At 55.6% G+C, this 22464-nt stretch carries 20 protein-coding genes and 1 riboswitch; of the genes, 15 read left to right on the forward strand and 5 right to left on the reverse strand.

All coding sequences use genetic code 11. The annotated features are described in order from the left end of the window. Positions 1–71: 71 nt before the first annotated feature. Genes D9A02_RS02540 through D9A02_RS02555 form a run of 4 tightly spaced genes read left to right on the forward strand, consistent with a single transcriptional unit; the run spans position 72 to position 5512 of the window. The gene (locus tag D9A02_RS02540; RefSeq protein WP_254054548.1) at positions 72–1025 is read left to right on the forward strand and encodes a YeiH family protein; all 954 of its coding nucleotides are present in this window, start codon (positions 72–74) and stop codon (positions 1023–1025) included. 25 nt (positions 1026–1050) lie between these two features. Beyond that, entirely contained in the window at positions 1051–3864 is a 2814-nt protein-coding gene (locus D9A02_RS02545; RefSeq protein WP_120499407.1) for a molybdopterin oxidoreductase family protein, read from the forward strand. Further along, entirely contained in the window at positions 3861–4625 is a 765-nt protein-coding gene (locus D9A02_RS02550) for a 4Fe-4S dicluster domain-containing protein (RefSeq protein WP_120499874.1), read from the forward strand. The genes D9A02_RS02545 and D9A02_RS02550 overlap by 4 nt, the downstream gene beginning before the upstream one ends. Then, positions 4625–5512, forward strand: a complete 888-nt coding sequence (locus D9A02_RS02555) for a DmsC/YnfH family molybdoenzyme membrane anchor subunit (protein WP_120499408.1) — start codon at positions 4625–4627, stop codon at positions 5510–5512. The genes D9A02_RS02550 and D9A02_RS02555 overlap by 1 nt, the downstream gene beginning before the upstream one ends. A 364-nt stretch (positions 5513–5876) precedes the next feature. Here D9A02_RS02555 and D9A02_RS02560 read toward each other — a convergent pair whose 3' ends face one another. Then, positions 5877–6458: a DUF1523 family protein gene (locus D9A02_RS02560; RefSeq protein WP_120499409.1), complete on the reverse strand. Its 582-nt coding sequence runs from the start codon at positions 6456–6458 to the stop codon at positions 5877–5879. 233 nt (positions 6459–6691) lie between these two features. Between D9A02_RS02560 and D9A02_RS02565 the strand changes: the two genes are divergently transcribed. The 5 genes from D9A02_RS02565 (at position 6692) to D9A02_RS19125 (ending at position 10035) form a co-directional block, all read left to right on the forward strand. Further along, complete coding sequence (locus D9A02_RS02565; protein ID WP_120499410.1) at positions 6692–7507, forward strand: cyclase family protein; 816 nt, start codon at positions 6692–6694, stop codon at positions 7505–7507. A 73-nt stretch (positions 7508–7580) separates the two neighbouring features. Then, entirely contained in the window at positions 7581–8180 is a 600-nt protein-coding gene (locus D9A02_RS02570) for a TetR/AcrR family transcriptional regulator (RefSeq protein WP_120499411.1), read from the forward strand. A gap of 91 nt (positions 8181–8271) precedes the next feature. Further along, positions 8272–8940 carry a PspA/IM30 family protein gene (locus D9A02_RS02575; RefSeq protein ID WP_120499412.1) on the forward strand — a complete coding sequence of 223 codons (669 nt, stop codon included), beginning with the start codon at positions 8272–8274 and terminating at the stop codon, positions 8938–8940. Positions 8941–8984: 44 nt separating this feature from the next. After that, complete coding sequence (locus D9A02_RS02580) at positions 8985–9272, forward strand: hypothetical protein (protein WP_120499413.1); 288 nt, start codon at positions 8985–8987, stop codon at positions 9270–9272. 598 nt (positions 9273–9870) lie between these two features. Beyond that, the gene (locus tag D9A02_RS19125; RefSeq protein WP_162932938.1) at positions 9871–10035 is read left to right on the forward strand and encodes a hypothetical protein; all 165 of its coding nucleotides are present in this window, start codon (positions 9871–9873) and stop codon (positions 10033–10035) included. Between the two features lie 254 nt (positions 10036–10289). Here the strand turns inward: D9A02_RS19125 and D9A02_RS02590 are convergent, their stop codons facing one another. Beyond that, on the reverse strand, positions 10290–11498 hold the full coding sequence (locus D9A02_RS02590) for an aminopeptidase P family protein (RefSeq protein ID WP_120499415.1): 1209 nt from the start codon (positions 11496–11498) through the stop codon (positions 10290–10292). Between the two features lie 165 nt (positions 11499–11663). On the opposite strand from D9A02_RS02590, the gene D9A02_RS02595 reads away from it, so the two are divergent. Then, positions 11664–12659 (forward strand): P1 family peptidase, encoded by a 996-nt coding sequence (locus D9A02_RS02595; RefSeq protein WP_120499416.1) that lies wholly within the window; start codon positions 11664–11666, stop codon positions 12657–12659. Between the two features lie 6 nt (positions 12660–12665). Here D9A02_RS02595 and D9A02_RS02600 read toward each other — a convergent pair whose 3' ends face one another. After that, complete coding sequence (locus D9A02_RS02600) at positions 12666–13193, reverse strand: invasion associated locus B family protein (RefSeq protein ID WP_174232020.1); 528 nt, start codon at positions 13191–13193, stop codon at positions 12666–12668. 180 nt (positions 13194–13373) lie between these two features. On the opposite strand from D9A02_RS02600, the gene D9A02_RS02605 reads away from it, so the two are divergent. Continuing rightward, positions 13374–14369 carry an asparaginase gene (locus D9A02_RS02605; protein ID WP_120499417.1) on the forward strand — a complete coding sequence of 332 codons (996 nt, stop codon included), beginning with the start codon at positions 13374–13376 and terminating at the stop codon, positions 14367–14369. A gap of 192 nt (positions 14370–14561) precedes the next feature. Then, positions 14562–14712: riboswitch (FMN riboswitch) on the forward strand. A 78-nt stretch (positions 14713–14790) separates the two neighbouring features. Further along, a complete protein-coding gene (locus D9A02_RS02610) occupies positions 14791–15225 on the forward strand; it encodes a 6,7-dimethyl-8-ribityllumazine synthase (protein ID WP_120499418.1) in 435 nt (144 codons plus the stop codon). 43 nt (positions 15226–15268) lie between these two features. Here the strand turns inward: D9A02_RS02610 and serB are convergent, their stop codons facing one another. Beyond that, the gene (gene serB, locus D9A02_RS02615) at positions 15269–16141 is read right to left on the reverse strand and encodes a phosphoserine phosphatase SerB (protein WP_120499419.1); all 873 of its coding nucleotides are present in this window, start codon (positions 16139–16141) and stop codon (positions 15269–15271) included. A 155-nt stretch (positions 16142–16296) separates the two neighbouring features. Between serB and D9A02_RS02620 the strand changes: the two genes are divergently transcribed. The 3 genes from D9A02_RS02620 to D9A02_RS02630 all read left to right on the forward strand — a co-directional run bounded on the left by D9A02_RS02620 (position 16297) and on the right by D9A02_RS02630 (position 20407). Continuing rightward, positions 16297–17454: a phosphoserine transaminase gene (locus D9A02_RS02620; RefSeq protein ID WP_120499420.1), complete on the forward strand. Its 1158-nt coding sequence runs from the start codon at positions 16297–16299 to the stop codon at positions 17452–17454. Positions 17455–17514: 60 nt separating this feature from the next. Continuing rightward, positions 17515–19110 (forward strand): phosphoglycerate dehydrogenase, encoded by a 1596-nt coding sequence (gene serA / locus D9A02_RS02625; protein ID WP_120499421.1) that lies wholly within the window; start codon positions 17515–17517, stop codon positions 19108–19110. Between the two features lie 121 nt (positions 19111–19231). Further along, a complete protein-coding gene (locus tag D9A02_RS02630) occupies positions 19232–20407 on the forward strand; it encodes an acetyl-CoA C-acyltransferase family protein (RefSeq protein ID WP_120499422.1) in 1176 nt (391 codons plus the stop codon). 6 nt (positions 20408–20413) lie between these two features. Here the strand turns inward: D9A02_RS02630 and pbpC are convergent, their stop codons facing one another. Next, entirely contained in the window at positions 20414–22462 is a 2049-nt protein-coding gene (gene pbpC / locus D9A02_RS02635) for a penicillin-binding protein 1C (RefSeq protein WP_120499423.1), read from the reverse strand. Between the last annotated feature and the right edge of the window lie 2 nt (positions 22463–22464).

The following is a 22464-nucleotide window of genomic DNA, read 5'->3' on the forward strand; positions in this document are numbered from 1 at the left end:
CGGCACTTTCAAATCCCTCCCGCCTGATCGCAGATGCGCGGGCACAGGCCGGGCTGCTGTTTCCCGGCGTGATGATGGCTATCATTGTCGCTGTTACGGCCAAATTTTTATCCGAACATTATGACACGCCTGCAATGCTTCTGGCTTTGTTGCTTGGCATAGCGGTTAGCTTTTTGAGCGAAGAAGGCAAAGCCGTCCCGGGCATCGGGTTTTCATCGCGTACGTTGTTGCGCCTTGGTGTCGCTCTTTTGGGCGTGCGCGTCTCGATGACTTTGATGGCTGGGTTGAACGTCCAGCTTGTTGCCCTGATTGTCGGAGGCGTGGTTCTAACCATCGGCTTTGGGCTGCTGGTTGGCCCATTGTTCGGCCACAAGTGGCGGTTCTCACTTCTGACAGCCGGCTCCGTTGCCATCTGTGGGGCCTCGGCCGCCATGGCTATCAGTGCGATCTTGCCGCGTGATGAACGCTCTGAAGAGCGGCTGATTTTTACCGTGGTTGGGGTCACCGTCCTGTCGACCGTCGCGATGATTGTCTATCCAATCTTGGTTTCCACTCTGCAAATGGATGATTTTGCTGGCGGCGTCTTCCTTGGGGCCACGATCCATGATGTAGCACAGGTCGTCGGCGCTGGATTCTCAATCTCTGAACAAGCGGGTGATACCGCAACTTTGGTAAAGCTGGTGCGCGTCGCCATGCTGGCGCCGATTGTTCTCGTAGCGTCACTAGCCATCCGCCACTATGCAGCCGAAGACGGCGCAGATAAACGTCCACCCATCCTGCCAGGTTTCGTGATCGGCTTTATTGTGTTGGCTGCACTCAGCTCCTTCGGGGTGATCCCCGCTGCTGTTGCAGACCTCGCCGGTCAGGCATCGCGCTGGCTGTTGCTGATCGCCATTGCGGCGGTAGGAATGAAAACAAACCTCAAGCAAGTAGCTTCCGTCGGCGGGGCAGCAATTGCCCTGATTGTTGTGGAAACTATTTTCATTGCGGTTCTTATGCTTACAGGAATAATGTTCCTGAGTTAGTCCAACGGGGAGAAAAATTAGCCAGATGACCATCCAGCAACCGAAAATAGATACTTCCCCCAAGATCTCGGATGAGATCCGAAAAACCACTTGTTATATGTGTGCCTGCCGTTGCGGCATCAACGTGCACATGAAAGATGGCCCCGACGGCAAAAGGCAGGTTGCCTATATCGAGGGCAACCGCGACCACCCGGTGAACAAAGGCGTGCTTTGCGCCAAAGGCAGCGCCGGCATCATGCAAGTCAACGCGCCGTCGCGTCTCAAGGCCCCGATGAAACGTGTTGGTCCTCGTGGATCTGGAGAGTTTGAAGAGATCAGTTGGGATGAGGCGCTGGATATGGCCGTAGGCCTGCTCAAGCCGATCCGCGAAAAAGATCCCAAAAAACTGGCCTTCTTTACCGGCCGGGATCAATCGCAAAGCTTCACAGGTTTCTGGGCGCAAAACTTTGGTACGCCAAACTTTGCCGCGCACGGTGGGTTCTGTTCCGTCAACATGGCGGCAGGCGGTATCTACACCATGGGTGGCGCCTTCTGGGAATTTGGTCAACCTGACTGGGATCGCTCCAAACTGTTCATGCTGTTTGGTGTGGCCGAAGACCACGATTCAAACCCGATCAAGATCGGCATTGGCAAGATCAAAGGCAACGGCGGCAAGATCATTGGCGTCAACCCGATCCGCTCTGGCTACAATGCTGTGGCGGATGAATGGGTGGGGATCACCCCGGGCACCGATGGCCTGTTTATTCTTGCAATGGTGCACGAGCTGTTCCGCGCCGGTAAGCTGGATCTGGAGTATCTCTCGCGTTTCACCAATGCACCGGTTCTGATCGATGCAGAAACCGGCCTGCTTATGCGCGATGACGCGGGCAAAGAACTGGTGATCGACCGCCGCACCGGCAAGCTGGTGGCATTTGATCAAAAGGGCATCCTGCCCGATCTGGCCGCCACGCACGAGGGCAACCGCACCGTGTTCCAGCTGATGGCGGAAAAGTACCTTGATCCGCAATACGCGCCCGAGGCCGTGGCCGAGCGTTGTGGCATCTCAGCCGACCGCATCCGTAAGATCACATCGGAACTGGCACGCGTCGCCTTTGATGAAGAGTTCGAGCTGGATCAAAGCTGGACTGACTTCCGTGGTGACACCCACGACAAGATGGTTGGTCGTCCGGTCTCCTTCCACTCGATGCGCGGTGTGTCTGCCCACTCGAACGGGTTTCAAACCTGCCGTGCGCTGCACCTGCTGCAGATCATCCTTGGCACGGTCGAGGTTCCGGGCGGTTTCCGCTTCAAACCACCTTATCCAAAGCCAGTTTCGGCCCACCCAAAACCGCACTGCGGCGTGCAGCCAAACTGCCCTTTGGACGGCCCGCACCTCGGCTTTGTCCACGGCCCTGACGACCTGATGCTCAATGAGGATGGATCGCCCGCGCGGATCGACAAGGCGTTTACTTGGGAAAACCCAATGTCCAGCCACGGGCTGATGCATATGGTCATCTCCAACGCCCATGCTGGTGACCCATACAAGATCGACACGCTCTTTATGTACATGGCGAACATGTCGTGGAACTCCTCGATGAATTCCGGCGGCGTGATGAAAATGCTGACCGACAAAGATGAAAACGGCGACTACGTCATTCCCAACATCATCTATTCCGATGCTTATAGCTCTGAAATGGTGGCCTATGCCGATCTGATTCTGCCGGACACAACCTATCTGGAACGGCACGATTGCATCAGCCTGTTGGACCGCCCGATTTGCGAAGCTGACGCCGCTGCCGACGCCATTCGCTGGCCCGTGATCGAACCTGATCGCGATGTGCGCGGTTTCCAGACCACTTTGGTGCATCTGGCCAACCGTCTGGGCATGCCGGGGTTCGTGAACGAGGACGGATCTGCCAAATACGAAGACTACGCTGACTATATCGTCAATCACGAACGCAAGCCGGGCATTGGCCCCTTGGCGGGTTTCCGTGGCAAAGACGGCGACAAGGTTGGCCGGGGTGAGGTGAACCCTGATCAGCTGGATAAATACATCGAAAACGGCGGCTTTTTTGTTGAACACGTCCCAGCCGGGGCCGACTACTATAAGCCGTGGAACAGTGCCTATCAGGACTGGGCCGTTGGTATGGGCATCTTCGACAAGCCCGAGCCGTATCTGTTTTCGCTCTACTCTGAGCCGATGCGCAAATTCCAACGTGCAGCTGAGGGCCACGGCGAACGTCAACCGCCTGAGCATCTGCGCCAACGTGTCAAAGAGACGATGGACCCACTGCCGATCTGGTATGCCCCGTTCGAGGACAGCCATGTCGACACAGACGAATTCACCGTTCATGCTCTGACACAACGCCCAATGGCGATGTATCATTCATGGGGCACCCAAAACGCCTGGCTGCGTCAGATCCACGGGCGCAATCCGCTCTATGTTCCTACCAAGATTTGGGAGGCGAACAGCTTTGAGGATGGCGATTGGGCCAAGGTCAGCTCGGTCCACGGATCGATCACCGTGCCGGTTGCCCATATGGCGGCACTGAACGAGAACACAGTCTGGACATGGAATGCCATCGGCAAGCGCAAAGGCGCTTGGGCGCTGGAAAACGATGCACCCGAAGCCACCAAAGGGTTCCTGCTCAACCATCTCATTCACGAGCTGTTGCCACCCAAAGGCGACGGCTTGCGCTGGTCCAACTCTGACCCGATCACCGGACAGGCGGCATGGTTCGATCTGCGGGTGAAAATCGAAAAGTCAGCAGCACCCGCGGAATGTGACCCCGCCTTCCCGCCGATCAAATCACCGGTCGGGCAAGGACCAAAAGAACTGAAATGGAAGGTGGGCAAATGACAACGCTACCAGGAAAAACCGAAAAGAAACTTGGCCTTGTCATTGATCTGGACACCTGCGTTGGCTGCCATGCCTGCGTGATCTCCTGCAAAGGCTGGAACACCGAAAACTACGGTGCACCATTGTCGGATCAAGATCCCTACGGCGGTGATCCATCAGGCACCTTCCTCAACCGCGTGCACAGTTTCGAGGTGCAGCCGCTGGCCACCAGTGAAAAACCGCATCCCGCGGCACAGCTGATTCACTTCCCGAAGTCCTGCCTGCACTGCGAGGACGCGCCCTGCGTCACCGTTTGCCCCACCGGGGCCAGCTACAAGCGGGTCGAGGATGGCATCGTTCTGGTTAATGAGAGCGACTGTATCGGTTGCGGTCTCTGCGCGTGGTCCTGCCCTTACGGTGCCCGCGAATTGGATCAGGCCGAAGGTGTGATGAAGAAATGCACGCTTTGTGTCGACCGGATCTATAATGAAAACCTGCCCGAGGTGGACCGTGTCCCCACTTGCGTCCGAACCTGCCCCGCAGGCGCGCGTCACTTTGGTGACTTTGCCGATCCCGATAGCAACGTGTCCAAGCTGACCGCTGAACGTGGTGGCATGGACCTGATGCCAGAACAAGGCACCAAACCCGTCAACAAATACCTGCCACCACGGCCAAAGGATGAAATGGACCAGATCGATGTTCTGGCACCCTTCCTTGCGCCTGTTGCCGAAGAGCCTGCGGGCTTTGCCGGTTGGCTTGATAAAATGCTGGAGAAAATCTGATGCATCCCGCACCCTCAGTTATTGTCTTCACCACCCTTTCGGGTCTGGGCTTTGGCCTTTTGTTCTGGCTGGGCCTTGGCCTGCCTGCGGTCACCGGATGGGTCGCCTTTGTCATGTTCGTCATCGCCTATGCGATGGCCGTTGGTGGCTTGCTGGCCTCAACCTTTCACCTTGGTCGTCCTGAACGCGCGATGAAGGCTTTCAAACAATGGCGCTCCAGCTGGCTCAGCCGCGAAGGATGCTGCGCCGTTGGTGCATTGGTGGTGATGGGCCTCTATGCACTTGGTGCCGTGTTCTTTGGTCAAACCTGGACCCTTCTGGGTTGGATCGGCGCGCTGCTGTCATTGTTAACCGTCTTCACCACCTCAATGATCTACACCCAGCTTAAAACCATCCCGCGCTGGAACATGGGCCTCACACCCGTAATGTTCCTGTCCTTCAGCCTTGCTGGTGGGGCCTTGATGGCGGGCCAAGTCCGTTTGGCGATTGTGCTGCTGCTGATCGCGGCAATTGTCCAACTGGCCTATTGGAAACAGGGTGATCTGGCGTTTGCCGTCTCGGGCACCAACATGGGCACCGCCACGGGCCTTGGGGATCGCGGTGAAGTTCGCGCGTTTGAGCCGCCGCATACCGGCACCAATTACCTGCTGCGCGAATTTGTGCATGTGGTCGGCCGTAAACACGCCGCCAAACTACGGGTTATATCCTTTGCGCTGGCTTTTGCTTTGCCACTCGCGATTTTGCTGGTGACAATACTGGGCAACACTGGACATCACGTGCTGCCGTTCTTTGCGGTTCTGTCACATCTTGCGGGCGTGGCCACGTCGCGCTGGCTGTTCTTTGCACAGGCCGAACATGTCGTTGGTTTGTACTACGGCAAACGCTGAATCTTTCAGACGGCGCACTCAAAGCGCGCCGTCTGAGCTAACTTTGTTCGCCGCCCTGATTTGCAACAGGGCAGGCAAATGTTAAAAACCACGTACCTCCCAACCCCATAGGCCCAATATACGGTATCGTGTTTTCGGCACTTCCCGATGGCGCAGAGCATTTGCCCTCAGCGGCGCGAAGCATTCTGTTCTTCGGGATCGAGTTATCATTCGACAGCCAGTGTGTTGTTGCCGAAAACTGTGGTTCGGGCAGGGCGTCGATGGGTTTCGTTAAGCGGGTCACTTTTACTCCGCATCCTCCAACGACGAAGGCTGCTGATAATACAGTTGCCTTAAACAGTGAGGGTTTCGTGGAGATCAAGATTCATCCCCACCCGTCGGTCCACTCATCAACCTTCGGATTGATCTTGTTCTCGCGAAACCGTTTCCATCGCACACGTACCGCCCAGAACAGTGCGAACAGGGCGATCAGGAAGATAATATTGAACCATGGGATAATCCGCACATCCGGGCCACTCACGGGCCAGATTTTCAGCGCATTGGGATAAACGGTCAACATCTCAATACGCCAGCCATAGTGTTTTACCGCAACCCACTGCGCATGCTCGGCGCTTTTCTTCGAGATCAGATCAGATGCCTCTGCCTGCAGGTTGGCTGTGTCGAATTTCATGTATGGGGGCCAGCCCCAACCGGTATCTTCATTGCGATAAATACGCGGCTTGTTCTTGGGCGAAAACGCTTGAATGAAAAACACATCGCGACGGGTTGCTTCTGAACTGCTGCCAGCATCCCCACTGCTCCAGAACAAGGCATTGCTACCGGGATTGACCTGTTTTTCATAGGTGTCAGTGATCCGTACCACATCATAGTGCGGTAGCGTGTAATGAAGAAACGACACCACCAGCAGCAAAATCAATGCCTGAAGTGTGCGTTTTACATAGATCATTCCGGGGTCGCTCCTTGTTGTGTCGTGACGATATCGGATCGCTGTGTCTGCTGCGACGGGTAAAATGTAGTGTGCTGCATCAAAATTGTGATGTCGCCGCTGTGGATCGATCGTCTTGTCTTATTGATAAAAGGTATCTTCGTTTCTGCACAAGGGGCTGTGCGGCAAGAAATCTCGCCTTTTGAGGGAAACGTGCTACCTTTCTGCAGATTTCAAATCAGCGGGAGAGTTCCATGTGTGATATATGCGTTATGAATGCGGTGAAGGACAAAATGTTGTCGCGTCGCCAGTTTTTCACGGCAACGGCCGCCGCCGGTGCTGCGGCGGCACTGTCGACAACAGCCGCACCGCCCGCTTTGGCGGCTGGTGCCAGCACGGTTGAGGATCTGACCCATACGCTGGATGCCGATTTCCCGACCTATTTTGGCACGCCGGGGATCGAGTTGGAGCAAAAGTTCAACTTCGCCGACAACGGCTTCAACTTGTTCACAATGGATTTGAATGAACACACCGGCACCCATATTGATGCGCCGCTGCATTTCTCAGCTGATGGAAATGCGGTTGATGAGATCCCGGTGCAGGACTTGATTGCACCGCTCTGTGTGATCGATATCGCCGCGCGCGCGGCTGAGGATGCTGACGCGCAAGTCACACCAGAAGATATCAAGGCGTGGATGTCGGCCAATGGTGACATTCCAGATCACGCCTGCGTGGCGCTCTATTCCGGTTGGGGTGCTAAAACCGGCGGTGACGAGTTCCGCAATTTCGATGGTGAGGCAATGCATTTCCCCGGCTTTCACGTTGAAGCCGCTCAAATGCTGATCGAAGAAACCGGCGCAATGTCTATCGCCAGTGATACGCTGTCATTGGATCATGGACCTTCGGCTGATTTCGCAACGCATTATGCATGGCTGCCCACAGGCCGGTTTGGCATCGAAAACATTGCCAATCTCGACAAGATGCCAGCATCCGGTGCCACGATCATCATCGGCGCCCCGAAACACCGTGGCGGCTCTGGCGGTCCAGCGCGTATCTTTGGGATGGTCTAAACGTCTATGAAAGAGGGCTTGGGTTCAGGCCCTCTTTCCAGTATCCCATGAACATAGTTCAATCGGGGGCGATATGGCGGGCAAAGTCGAAAAGCGGCGCGAAGAGCTGCGCAAGAAACTGATCACCATTGCCGAACAACGGATCAGGGCCGAAGGCATATCCGCGATCAAAGCCCGCGATCTGGCGAAAGAGGCGGACTGTGCCGTCGGGGCCATCTACAATGTCTTCGATGACCTGTCGGACATCGTCATTGCGGTCAATGGCATCACCTTTCAACATCTGGGGCAGGCGGTCGCGGCAAGCCTTGTGGGCAACGAGACAGCCCCGCCAACGGAGCGGCTGATTGTCATGTCGCACGCCTATCTGGAGTTCGCGGCGGCCAACCCGCGCACATGGCGCACGCTGTTTGATGCGCGTATGTCGACCGAAATGGATATCCCATCTTGGTATCTGGCAGAGCTGGAACTCCTGTTCGGCTACATCGCGGGTCCGGTGCGGGAATGTTTTCCGGATATGTCTGGCGACGACATAGGCCTTATGACACGGGCGCTGTTTTCGTCGGTGCATGGGATTGTGCTGCTTGGATTGGAGAACCGGATCTCTGGCGTGCCGGACGATCAGATCAAGCGCATGATCTCGATCACACTGCAGCAGCTAACTGGAAACAAATAGTTTCTGAACATTGTTCAAAATAATTATTGAACGTTGTTCATTTATTTTCTATACCCAATTTATGAACGATGTTCATGAATGGAGATTGAAAATGTTAAAAACTTTGAAAACCCTCTTCACTGGCGCAAATGCCCGGGCCGAAGAACGTGTCCGTGACACCTTTGCCCTTGAATTGATTGACCAAAAAATTCGCGAAACAGAATCGCAATTGAAAGCAGCCAAGGCGACGCTGGCGTCTTTGATGCAGCGCCAGCGCTCGGAACAACGCTTGTTTGATGCCGTCACAGCCCGGATCGAAACCATGCTCACCCGGACCAAGGACGCGCTGAAAGAGGGCCGCGAAGACATGGCCACCCAAGCCGCCGAAGCCATCGCCACGATGGAGAATGAGGCCCAGCTGCGCAAAAACACACTTGACCGACTAGAGGTTCAGATCAGCCGCCTGCAAGCTTCGGTCGGGGCCGCACATCGCCGGATCATCGACCTCAAGCAGGGGGCGATCACCGCCAAGGCCATGCGCCGCGAACAGCAGATGCAAAGCCGCCTGAATTCGACCATTTCCAGCACCTCCAGCGCGGACGAGGCGGAAGAGCTGATCGCCAAGGTTGTCGGCAAGGATGACCCGTTCGAGCAGTCGCAAATTCTGGCCGAGATCAACGCAGACCTGAATCACAACACGCTAGAGGATCGCATGGCCGCACAGGGCTTTGGCCCCGCCACCAAGGTCACAGCCCAAGACGTGCTGAGCCGCCTGAAATAAGACAACCCCAATTAAATTAAACTTGAAAACGAAGGACTATTGAAATGTATACCAACGAAAAACCCGACACCAACGTAATCATGCTTCTGAACCTGGCCGGCGTTGTGCTTGCCTATGTGATGCTGGGTATCTCGCTGTATCTCTCGACCGAGGTGCCGCTGGCAACCAAAGGCTACTGGGCCATCGGCATCGTACTGCTGACGTTGAGCTTGGTGAACTTTGTGAAATACCGCTTTGACAATCAGGCCCGCGTTGATCGGATCAACCGGATCGAAGAAGCCAAAAACGAAAAGCTGCTCGAAGACTACGTCGTCGACGCCAAAGACAGCTGATCATCCCACAGAGAAGACAAAACCCCGGCCACCACGCCGGGGTTTTTACATTTGCGTGTCAAAGAACCGTTCCGCCCGGCATCGCCGGGCAGCGGTTGCCATTGTCGCGCCACTGGTCCGAGAGACAATGGCGACACCTCCCCCAGGAGGGCGCTTTGCTACGCCTCAACATGCTAGGTGTCGCTTTGCGAGAAATCGCCTCACCAAACCCAATCTCCCTCCAGGTCGGGCGCCGCCCTAGGTGCGGAGGTAGAAAATGCCAGCAAAGTCTGCCCTCCATAAAGACTGGTATCAGCCCGAAGCGGACCTTGGTTCTGAATGCCGCCAATGGCCGCTAAGAGCCCATTTTGACTGATGCATCACTCATGATGAATGTCTGCTACTGGTGTTTGACCAAACCCGCCAGATAGTCAATTTCTTCGCTCGACGCGAAGTGGCCCTCAGCCAACCACACAACTGCTTCACACACCTCTTGAACATCCACGCGACACGCGCCCTCAGCGTGAGCAATTTGCTCAAAACTGGCAGGTGAACACAAAAATACACTCCGTCGGTGTATTTCATCTATGAAGCGGGTAAACCCACACTGAACTAAGACGTGGGCCGCTTTTTCGAGATCACCCGCGCACTTGTTGTCGAAGGTTTTGATCAATCCATCAATCGTGTGATGCTCGGTGTGGTAGTGAAAGTCGAAGACACAATTCGCGAGCGCCAATATTCGCCCCGAGTGCGAATTGTCTGGTCTGGTTTTCCAAGGCGGTAAATCATGCATTTAATGATAGTGCCGGAAGGAAGCGATAATCGCAACTTTGCCACCGCCTCAAAAAGCAGCTATTGAACAAGCCTCGTGGAACGGCAGCAAAGTCCGCACCCCGGTCAGAAACCCGCAGACTTTGCAAAGCCCGCTCTCTGCGCAAAGCTGCCATTTATAAATGGACTAGAATTGCACCAATAAGCGCAATTATTAGTGATGTTGCCCAATCAAAAAGGCGGCCCATTGGACCGCCTTCCTTTGTCTTATCCAACCACGTTGAATTCCGGTCCGTAGGGGTAGCCGGTGATGTTCTCGTTGCCATCTTCGGTGATGACCAGAACATCGTGTTCGCGGTATCCACCGGCACCCGGCTGGTCGTTGGCGATGGTCAGCATCGGTTCCATCGAAATCACCATGCCCGGCTCCAGCACCGTGTCGATGTCTTCGCGCAGTTCCAGCCCGGCCTCGCGACCGTAATAGTGGCTCAGCACGCCGAACGAGTGGCCGTAGCCAAAGGTCCGGTATTGCAGCAGCTGGCGCTCTTCAAAGAAGTCGTTGATCTTATGGGTGATTTCGGCACAGCTGGCACCGGGTTTCAGCAGGCTCATGCCGTATTCATGCGCCGCCACATTGGCCTCCCAGATCTTCAGGCTGGCCGCGTCCACCTCGCCGACAAACATGGTGCGTTCCAGCGCCACATAGTAAGCCGAGATCATCGGGAAGGTGTTCAGGCTCAGGATGTCACCACGTTGCAATTGACGCGCGGTTACCGGGTTGTGCGCACCATCGGTGTTGATGCCGGATTGGAACCAAACCCACGTGTCACGGTATTCCGCATCAGGGAACACCCGTGCAATCTCCGCCTCCATCGCGTCACGACCGGCCATGGCGACATCAATCTCGCGCGTGCCTTCTTTGACCGCATCGCGGATGGCATAGCCCCCCACATCGGCAATCGCCGTGCACTTGCGGATCAGCGCAATCTCGTCAGCTGATTTGTGCATCCGCTGGCGCATGGTGTGGCCCGCGATGTCCACGGTTGACGATGGCGTCAGGAACCCGAGCAGTTTGTCGCGCTGCATCAACGTCAGGTGATCACCTTCATAGCCGATCACCTTGCCCGCACCTGTCACGGACAGGATTGCGCGCCAGTAATTGTCACGCTGCCAGTCGGTATAGGTGATATTGTCTGCGTGGCTTCGACGCCACGGTTGACCCGCGTCAATCCCGGCAGAGATTGTGACGCTTTCCGTCGCGGTCACAACCAAGCCATAAGGCCGACCAAAGGCGCAATACAAAAAACCGCTGTAGTAGGCGATGTTGTGCATCGAGGTGAAGACAGCGGCATCAACACCCGCCTCGGCCATAATAGCCCGCAGACCTTTCAGCCGTGCGTCATATTCAGAGCTGGCAAAAGGCAGCGGCGCCTTTTCCCCATTGTGGAAACGATACATTTCAGGACGTGCAGTCATATTCGACCCTCCTATAAAAGAAAGGTCCCGGCGTTCAGGACTGTTCATGATAGACGGCCTTGCCCATATCGGGCGGGCGACGCCATCGCCCCGGCCTGCGCCTGTTCTTGCTCATTCTGATTATTCTGGCAAGATAAATTTTCAACTCATGCAGATGGATATTTCATGCACGTTAAACCCGGGCCCCTGAACCTGATCACCGATGTTACCGGCCTCAAGGTTGGCAATGCCCAAGACAATACGATCAAAACCGGCACAACGGTCCTAATTGGTGATGCGCCTTTGACTGCGGGCGTTTCGGTCATGGGCGGCGCACCGGGGACACGCGAAACCGATCTTTTGGCCCCTGACAAAACTGTCGAACAGGTCGATGCGCTTGTCCTGTCTGGGGGCTCGGCCTTTGGGCTTGATGCCGCCTCGGGTGTGGCTGATGCCTTGCGCACACAAGGGCGCGGCTTTGCCGTCGGTGATCAGAACGTGCCAATTGTGCCAGCTGCGATCCTGTTTGACCTGATCAACGGGGGTGACAAGGATTGGATGAAAAACCCTTATAAGTCTCTGGGGGCCGGGGCCTTGGCACAGGTGGGTAGAGAGTTCGAAATCGGAACCGCCGGGGCCGGGGCCGGGGCCACCACGGCCAACCTCAAGGGCGGGCTTGGTTCCGCCTCTCTGATCTTGCCTTCGGGCCACACAGTCGGCGCGCTGGTGGCAGTGAATGCGTTGGGGCAAGCCACGGTTGGGGACGGTCCACAGTTCTGGGCCGCACCGTTTGAGATCGGCACCGAGTTTGGCGGCAAAGGTGTGGCTCCTGACATCGGATCAATGACAATCCCACAGACCAAGCTTAGCCAGCACGCCAACACTACGATCGGCATTATCGCCACCGATGCCCCACTGACACAGGCACAATGCACCCGCATGGCTACCGCAGCGCATGATGGATATGCACGGGCATTACTGCCGTCACACACGCCGCTAGATGGGGACCTGATTTTCGCGGTTAGCACCGGACAAACTGTTAGAACAACAGAAGTTGAAGAGTTGATGTGGCTGGGACATTTTGCAGCGCAGTGTATGGCTCGCGCAATTGCACGCGCCATCTATGCGGCGACCCCGGCAGTCGGAGATGCCCTGCCATGTTGGCAGGGCAAATTTAACTAAATACGCTTATGGGCAGCGCTTGGCTGCCTCTTCGATCGCGGCAGTGAAACCAGACAGCGAAAACGTGTCTTTGGTGATCGTGCCACGGCCGGATCGGGCGGTCAGTGTTGCATTTGCCCCACGTTTCATGGCTGCAATAATCTTAGTGTCATCGGCCGTGCTGGCAGGCCAAGCCCATTCACCCTCGGTGAAAAGCTCGAACTCGTTGCCGCTGACATTGATGTTCACGGTTGATCCACCTGCGAAGGGGTAACCACCGGTGAAACCGATCTGGCCTTTGACCCCGGCATCAGGTCGGTAAAAGGCCATCAACAGAATGTCACCGCGGCGCACGGCCACAGTGCGGCCATCCTTGGTATTGACTGTTTCCGTTGGTGCCGACACTGCCCAGCACTCTTTGGGGCTTTTTTCTTCAAAGACGCTCCAGGCTGTCTTTGCCGCCACCTGATTGGTGCTTGTCTCTTGTGCCATAACGCCGGTCGCTGCCAATGCGAAAACCGCGCCAGCCACACCGCGTGTTATACGTCGTATCATATGTCCAGCCTCCAGCTGTCCGTTTGCCTCAAATTCCGTAGGCCGTATTTGTCCACTACTGGACTTTTTTGCGAGATACGGCCAATTCTTGCTCGACATTGCAATATTAGACTGAAACAGGCGAGATGTGAAAGACGCAATTGGCGAAATTCCGCGACCTTGTAAACTTGGAGAGATCGAATGACCGCACCTGTTCTGATGACCGAAATCTGGCGTGGCCCGATCCTTGAAAGCGTTCACGCAGGGCATGCCGTCATTTGCGATGGCTCCGGCCAAATTGTCGAGGCGTGGGGTGACCCGACCAAAACCATCCTGCCACGCAGTTCGGCCAAGATGATCCAAGCGCTGCCGCTGATCGAAAGCGGCGCGGCAGATGCGCGTGGCCTGACCTCTGCCCAGCTTGCATTGGCCTGCGCGTCTCACAACGGTGCCGCCATCCATACCGATCCTGTACATGCCTGGCTGGCTGAACTGGGGCTGAATGAGTCCGACCTGCGGTGCGGCCCACAGGTGCCCGATGACGAGCCCGCGCGCGATGCCCTGATCCTCGCCGACGACAGCCCGTGCCAGTATCACAATAACTGTTCGGGCAAGCACGCAGGTTTTCTGACGTTGAACCAGCATCTAGGTGGCAGCGCAGAATACATCGACCCGGATCACGCGGTGCAAAAGGCCTGTCTTGATGCTTTTGAGGGCGTGACCGGCGAAACCTCACCGGGATTTGGCATCGATGGCTGTTCCGCTCCGAACTTCGCCACCAGCCTGCATGGCATGGCCCGTGCGATGGCCTTCTTTGCCGCCGCCGAGGACGGTACAGATGCCCGCCAATCCGCCGCCGTCCGTCTGTGGCAAGCGATGAACAAACACCCTGAATTGGTCGCCGGCGAAGGCCGTGCCTGTACTGAGCTGATGCGCGCCTGCAAAGAACCGGTTGCGCTCAAAACCGGGGCCGAGGCATTTTTCATCGCCATCATCCCGACCCGCAAACTGGGTATTGCGCTGAAAATTGTCGATGGCTCCACCCGCGCCGCCGAGTGCACCATCGCCGCCCTTCTGGTCCGCCTTGGCTTGCTGGATGCTGATCATCCAGCCGCACTCAAACGTATGAACGCGCCAATCCTGAACCGACGCGGTGTCGACACAGGCCTGATCAAACCAGCAGCGGCACTCTTGTAAACCATAGGGTGGGAAATTTCCGCCCACCATTAACACACGACGCAACAAACGACCCGGACAATGCATTTGTGTTCATAACCCGCGTACAGGCTGTACAGGTTGTACACAAATTTGGGTGGTTATCTGGGCTATCAGAACGTTCAGCGATGTAAATTCCCTATTGTCGAATCTCCCGACTTCTAAGCATAGTAAACCTGTTCTCAGGGCGGGGTGAAATTCCCCACCGGCGGTAAGGGGCACGTGCCTCAAGCCCGCGAGCGGCCTTTTGATATTTCAGGAGGTGTCAGCAGATCTGGTGCAACTCCAGAGCCGACGGTCATAGTCCGGAGGGAAGAGAACGTCAGGGTTATCAGGGGCTTATATCCCTTGTCCTGTCGTCCTGCGCCTTGGGTGAAAGTGTCGATAGGAAAGGATTTGAACCATGACACCCACCCGATATGCATTTATCAAAGCCAACTGGCATTCCGACATCGTCTCCCGCGCACTTGACGGGTTTTGCGAACTGATCCCCCGCGAGCAGGTCGATGTCTATGACACCCCCGGCGCGTTTGAAATGCCACTTCTGGCCCGCGATCTGGCTGCTTCCGGCCAATATTTAGCCGTCGCAGCAGCGGCTTTTGTCGTGGATGGTGGTATCTATCGCCATGATTTTGTTGCACAATCCGTCGTCGATGGCCTGATGCGCGCCGCAATGGACACCGGTGTTCCAGTACTCTCGGTGTCCCTCACCCCGCATCAATACCAAGAGACGGATCATCACAACACCATATTTGCTGCGCACTTTGTTGAGAAAGGCCGCGAAGCCGCCCGCGCCGCACTGATGATGCAAAAGACCCGCGCGGTATTGGCAGCATAAACAAATACTTAGCACCAGCGTGATAGGCGTTGGTGCCGCTTGTTTAGGGGGTAACGAATTCGTCGCGCGTATATCCCTGAAGGTAAAGTAGCGCTGTCAGATCACCATGATTGATCCGAATATCGCACTGCGCAGCAACGCTTTCTTTGGCGTGTAGGGCAACACCGGCCCCTGCGCGATGCAACATGCCCAGATCATTTGCGCCATCACCAACGGCGATGACATCACTCTCATCAATGTCCAGCTTTATGGTGATTTCTTCCAAAGCCTGAATTTTTGCCTCGCGCCCTAAAATGGGATGACCGACCTCTCCAGTCAGAGCATTATTTTTTGTTATCAAAGTGTTCGCGCGATTTTCATGAAAGCCCAAATCGTGGGCCACTTGTTGCGTGAAGGCGGTGAACCCCCCAGACACCAATGCCGCATAAGCCCCGTTTGCGCGCATTGTTTCCAAGAGAATTGCACCGCCCGCAGCGTGGGTGATCCGGTTGCGCAGAACGTCGTCGATGACTGAGACGTCCAATCCCTTGAGCAGCCCAACGCGTTCGATCAAGGCTCCATCAAAGTCCAATTCACCATTCATCGCCTGTGCGGTGATGTCTTTGACATGGTCCCCAACGCCGGCCTCATCCGCCAGTTCATCAATGCATTCTTGATTGATCATGGTACTATCCATATCAGCCAGTAGCATTTTTTTGCGGCGATTTTTAACAGGCTGAACAACCAAATCTACATGTTGTTTTTGCAAGTCTGCCCAGACATCCCAACGGTTTTCGGGAATAGTGGTAATGGAAAATTCGGCGGCTTCATCCGGGCTAAGCCAGATCACATCGCCTCCACCCCATGCATTTCGCAAGGCATCAATTAGTGCAGGTTCCAATGCACCAGCGGAGGTGATTAATGAGGCGATGTACATGAGGGCGTGTTTCCGATCGTAGCCTTTTTCGTCGCTTTTCGCGATTCAATTGCCGCTATAGCGCCATTTCTGCACTTGCGAAAGAGCTGACAGGGGCGTAAGCCCGTGAGTGGGACACCCCTCCCCAACGAGGGGCATTTATCTGGAAGGATACCATGTCTGAGCTTAAGAAACCGGCGACGCGGCCGGCTAATCCGCGTTTTTCATCGGGCCCGTGCGCCAAATATCCTACATTTGATCTGAATAACCTCGCCAGCGCGCCTTTGGGGCGCAGCCACCGTGCGGCTGTGGGAAAATCAAAATTAAAGGCAGCCATTGAAGGCACGCGCGATATATTGGGGGTTCCAGAGGATTACCGTATCGGGATTGTGCCTGCCTCGGACACCGGCGCCGTAGAAATGACCCTCTGGAGCTTGTTGGGCGCACGCAAAGTTGAGATGCTGGCGTGGGAGAGTTTCGGTGCGGGTTGGGTCACCGATGTGGTAAAACAGTTGAAGTTAGATGCTGAAGTGAAAACAGCTGATTATGGTCGCATCGTTGATCTGACGACAATTGATACCGACAATGACGTCGTCTTTACTTGGAACGGCACCACCGCTGGTGTGAAGGTTCCCAATGGCGACTGGATCAATGATGACCGCGCTGGGCTGACTATTTGCGATGCCACTTCAGCCGCGTTCGCGCAGGAACTGCCATGGGACAAATTGGATGTCGTAACCTTCAGTTGGCAAAAGGTTCTGGGTGGCGAGGCCGCGCATGGGATGCTGGTGCTGAGCCCGCGCGCCGTGGAGCGGTTGGAAAGTTACACCCCACCTTGGCCGCTGCCCAAGCTGTTTCGGATGACCAAAAACGGCAAACTGAACGAGAGCATCTTTGAAGGCGCGACGATCAACACACCATCAATGCTTGCGGTTGAGGATTACCTCTATGCGCTTGACTGGGCGCGCTCCGTTGATGGTCTGAAGGGGCTGATCGCACGTGCAGATGCAAATGCCAAAGCTGTGGATGATTTTGTTCAGATACACGATTGGATCGCAAATCTGGCTGACGATATTGTGACGCAATCCAACACCTCAGTTTGCCTGAAGTTTACCGATCCACGCATTTCGGATGGGGTAAGCTTCGCCAAAGCAATCGCTAAACGGCTTGAAGTTGAAGGTGTGGCTTTTGACATCGGGGCGTATCGCGATGCTCCTCCGGGTTTGCGGATCTGGTGCGGTGGCACGGTTGAGGTTTCGGATGTTCAGGCTTTGATGCCGTGGATTGAATGGGCCTTTGAGGCTGAGATTGCCGCGCTCACCGAAGCGGCCTGAATTTACAGTTGCGCGACCTCGCGCATCCTTTCCAAACATTTTCGATAAAGGACCAGAACCATGGCTCCCAAAGTACTCGTCTCTGATAAACTGTCTAAAACCGCTGTGCAGATTTTCCGTGATCGCGGCATTGATGTGGATTTCATGCCTGATGTTGGCAAAGACAAGGCCAAGCTGCGCGAAATCATTGGCCAATATGATGGGCTGGCGATCCGTTCGGCCACGAAAGTCACGCCCAAGATTCTTGAAGCGGCGGATAACCTCAAGGTCATCGCACGTGCGGGCATAGGTACCGACAATATTGATAAAGAAGCCGCCAGCAAAAAAGGTGTGATCGTGATGAACACGCCCTTTGGCAATATGATCACAACCGCCGAGCATGCCATCGCGATGATGTTCGCCGTGGCGCGGCAGCTGCCCGAGGCCAGCGCTTCGACCCATGCCGGGAAGTGGGAGAAATCCAAATTCATGGGGGTTGAGCTGACGGGTAAAACACTGGGCGTGATCGGCGCTGGGAATATCGGTGGCATTGTTTGCGATCGTGCGCGTGCGCTCAAGATGAAGGTGATCGCATATGACCCGTTCCTGAGCGAAGAAAAGGCCGATAAAATGGGCGTTGAAAAGGTCGATCTTGAAAACCTGCTGCCACGTGCAGATTTTATCACCCTACATGTGCCGTTGACCGATCAAACCCGCAATATTTTGAGCCGCGAAAACCTTGCCAAAACCAAAAAGGGCGTGCGCGTGATCAACTGTGCCCGTGGTGGTCTGGTTGATGAAGAGGCATTGGCCGAATTGCTGAAATCCGGTCACGTCGCTGGTGCAGGATTTGATGTGTTCAGTGCGGAACCAGCCACAGACAATGCGTTGTTCAATCTGCCGAATGTGGTCTGCACTCCGCACCTTGGCGCAGCGACAACCGAGGCACAGGAGAATGTGGCGCTGCAAGTCGCAGAGCAGATGTCAGATTATCTGTTGACCGGTGCAGTGAGTAATGCGCTGAACATGCCCTCGGTCACTGCAGAAGAGGCCAAGGTGATGTCGCCATGGATCAAACTGGCCGGGCATCTGGGGGATTTCATTGGCCAGATGACGAATGAGCCGATCAAAGCGATCAACATCCTTTATGATGGTGTTGTCTCAGATATGAATCTGGATGCATTGACCTGTGCTGCCGTAGCCGGGATCATGAAATCAGTAAATCCTGAAGTAAACATGGTCTCCGCCCCAGTAGTTGCTAAAGAGCGTGGTGTTCAAATCTCAACCACTAAGCAAGACAAATCCGGTGCGTTTGAAGGTTATATCAAACTGACGGTCGTGACGGATAAACGCGAACGCTCCATCGGGGGCACGGTGTTTTCGGATGGTAAGCCGCGCTTTATCCAAATCAAAGGCATCAACATCGATGCTGAGATTGGCGAGCATATGCTTTACACAACCAACGACGATGTCCCTGGGATTATTGGTACATTGGGTCAAACCTTGGGTGAAAACGGTGTGAACATTGCGAACTTCACTTTGGGTCGTGATGCCGCCGGAGGTGAGGCGATTGCCTTGCTGTATGTCGATGCACATGTGCCGCAAGATGTTGTCGCGCTGTTGGAAGGCACCGGAAAGTTCCAACAGGTTAAACCTTTGAGCTTCTCTGTTACCTGATCAATGCAACCGTCACGCGCCGAGGTCATGAGGCCGGTGCGCGTGACGGAACGTTGCGATGGACCGATCAGGGCAATGTCAGTAGCTTTCGAATAACTTTTTTATTTCTGAGGATATCACAATGACAGATATTGTTCTGCTGGATGGCGCGCGCACAGCGATTGGCACTTTTGGCGGCTCATTGGCTGCAACTCCGCCAACGCAGCTGGGCGCAACTGTGGCCGAGGCCGCACTGGCGCGCTCTGGTGTTGCACCAGAACAGATCGGTCATGTTGTTTTTGGCCATGTGATCAACACTGAACCCAAAGACATGTACCTTAGCCGGGTCGCGGCGATGGCGGCCGGCATTCCCGATACGACGCCCGCTATGAATGTGAATCGCTTGTGTGGTTCTGGCGTGCAGGCGATTGTCTCGGCCGTGCAGTCCCTGATGTTGGGAGATGCGGATTTTGCTCTTGTCGGTGGCGCAGAAAACATGAGCCGCTCGCCCTTTATCATTCCTGATCAGCGTTGGGGCGCAAAGATGGGGGATATTCGCACGCTTGATATGATGCTGGGCGCGTTGAATTGCCCGTTTGGCACTGGTCACATGGGGGTGACTGCTGAGAATGTTGCCGCCGAGCATGACATCTCGCGTGACGCACAAGATGCGTTTGCTGTTGAAAGTCAAAGCCGCGCGGCCAAGGCTGTTGAGGCGGGCTATTTTGACAGTCAAATCGTGCCGGTAGAGGTCAAGGTCAAGCGGGACTTGATCCCGTTTGATCAAGATGAGCACCTGAAAGCTACAACAGTGGAAAAACTCGCAGGCTTGCGGGCGGTGTTCCAGAAAGATGGCACTGTGACGGCTGGTAATGCCAGTGGTATCAACGATGGTGCTGCAGCGATGGTTCTTGCCCGTTCCGATGCAGCCGAGGCCGCAGGTCTGAAACCTAAGGCGCGGATCATTGGGTACGCCCATGCAGGGGTACGGCCCGAGGTCATGGGTATTGGCCCTGTACCTGCTGTGCAAAATCTGTTCGCGAAAACGGGCCTGACCGCTGGTGATTTTGATGTCATTGAATCCAATGAGGCCTTTGCCGCACAGGCGCTGGCAGTAAACAAAGAGTTGGGATTGGATCCAGCGAAGGTGAACCCGAATGGCGGCGCGATTGCGCTGGGTCATCCGGTCGGAGCGACGGGTGCAATTATCACCATCAAAGCCCTTCATGAGCTGGAACGCACCGGTGGTAAACGCGCATTGATTACGATGTGCATCGGTGGCGGCCAGGGCATCGCGCTGGCGTTGGAACGGCTTTAATTTACCTTAGTCAAGCCGCACGGTCACCCGTGCGGCGCGGCCTTTTGCATCAATCACCGATATTTCGGAATATCCTGCGCTTAGTGCAGGCAAAGACGCCTCGCGTCGATGCTGACCGCCAAGCACCGGAATGCCATTTGCCATCCAGACAAAAGGCGGCTCTCCATCGCGCAGCTTGACCGGTAGCATGCCAGCATCAAGCGTGAGCCGTGCGCCGTTGGGCGGGAAGATCAACTTGGGCGCATTAGGGGATTTCTCAAACGGGGCATTGCGGCCGGTGAAACGACGCAAAGGCGCCGGAAGTTCTGCGGTCGACAAAAGTAACGTCTCTGGCGGCGGTGGGGGTAACGGATCAAGCTCAGGTTTGAGGCGCTGAAATGCTTCGAATAATATCGGTGCGGCCAGATCACCACCGAAGGCACCGGGTAGTGGCGTGCCATCGGGCCTTCCGATCCAAACTCCGGCTACATGCATACCGTCAAACCCAATGGCCCAGACATCGCGATGGCCATAGGACGTGCCTGTTTTATAGGCCAACCGATTATGTGGTGCACCGGGCGGAGGCGCTAATCCGGAGAGAATATCGCTTACTTGCCATGCCGCAGAACGCGAGAGTATTTGCGCACCTTCGCGAGAAGTGTCGGCCGCCTGCCAGATCAATTGGCGGCTTCTCCCCTGATTGGCCAGCATGGCGTAAAGCTGAACCAGATCTGTGAGTGTTACACCAACACCGCCCAGTCCGATGGCCAAACCAGCCTGGTCTCCGGGCAATTGCGCTTGCACCCCGTTGCGACGCATCAAATCCATCAGATGCGCAGGGCCGATCTGATCTAACAGGGCGACCACCGGAATATTGAGTGACAAACGTAGCGCATCAGCAACAGGCAGGACGCCGCGATATTGGCCGTCGAAATTCTGTGGGGTGTAAACGCCGAAAGAGAGGGGTCTGTCATCAATCAGGGTTTGCGGATGTGCAAGCCCACGGTCAAATGCCATGGCATAGATAAATGGCTTGAGCGTTGAACCCGGGGATCGAACCGCTTGTGCCATATCAACATAGCCGCTGCGATGCCCCGCGCCGCTGTAATCTGCTGAACCGACCGAAGCCAATACTTCTCCAGTCTGGTGATTGGAAACAACCATTGCGATTGAGGCGGTTTTGGGCAAATCGCGCAGGGCGGATTTAGCTAAGGTTTCCAAGCTGCGCTGAAGCGAGCTATCCAAAGTCAGGTGGTGTCGTGTTTGGGTTGGTTGATTGCGCCGCGCCGCGTCAGCCATATGCGGGGCCAGTGCTGGGAAGGGCCTGCGGGTCTGCGGGAGGCGCTCAGATTGTGCCGCCTGTGCAGCACTGGGTGTCAGTACTGCGTATTGCGTCATCCGTTCCAGTACGCGGTTGCGCGCCAAACGGGCCGTGTCTGGCGATTGATCCGGGCGGCGTGCAGCGGGGGATTGTGGCAGAGCCACCAAAAGTGCCGCCTCCGCCATGGTCAAACGGTGAGGTTCCTTGCCGAACCATGCCAAAGTGGCCGCGCGTACTCCTTCCAGATTGCCACCAAAGGGCGCATGAGTCAGATAAAGCCGCAAGATCTGATCTTTGCTGTAGTGCCGTTCTAACGCCCAGGCGACGCGCATCTGGCGCAGTTTCCCGGTCCAATGTCCTGTGCCACTGTTTTCTAGCAAGCGAGCGACTTGCATTGTCAGAGTTGAACCGCCCGAGATAACCTGCCCGTTGAACAGAGCCTGCCCGCTGGCGCGGAGCATGGCGACAGGGTCGACGCCCGTATGGCGGTAAAATCTCTTGTCCTCATAGGCGATCAGCATGTCGATGTAGATTGGATCAACTTGATCTGGCGAAACATGCAAACGCCAACGGCCATTCTCAACGGTATAGACCCGCAGCAGATTGCCGTTGCGATCACGTACCTCGGTTGAGGTTTCAGACAGAACTGTTGGTAATTCTGTGGCCCTGACCCAGTGCTCATACAGTAGCTTTTCAGCTACACTGAGGGCCAGCAGTGCTGTCAGACAAAGAAGGATTCGTGCGCGCCTGGGCATGG

This window comes from Roseovarius sp. EL26 (genome assembly GCF_900327775.1).
Taxonomy (GTDB): Bacteria; Pseudomonadota; Alphaproteobacteria; order Rhodobacterales; family Rhodobacteraceae; genus Roseovarius.